The 243-nt window shown below is 44.9% G+C and carries 1 protein-coding gene; it reads right to left on the reverse strand.

Going from position 1 to position 243, the window contains the following annotated elements:
• Positions 1-185 (reverse strand): MATE family efflux transporter (locus tag SB775_RS32975; protein WP_410865501.1); only part of this gene is annotated, 185 nt, incomplete at its 3' end.
• Positions 186-243 lie beyond the last annotated feature (58 nt).

A 243-nucleotide genomic window follows, 5' to 3' on the forward strand; every position in this document is an offset into this window, starting at 1 on the left:
GGGGCAATTTCTGTCGCACCTGTAAATACACCGTAAATCACCAATCCAAAACAAGCAGCAAACGGATAAAGAACAAGCCAATCTGCATAGCGCAATGTGACGTCAAACAGCTGAGGAAGATTCGTAAACAAGCTCAAAATCGGCTCTTTTAATAGAAAATAACTCGCCGCAATGACACACGCCATGACAAGTGCATGATGTGGTCGTGGTTGTGTCGGCGATGGGAAAATCAACGGATGTTCT

The sequence above is a fragment of the Peribacillus sp. SIMBA_075 genome, assembly GCF_046534585.1.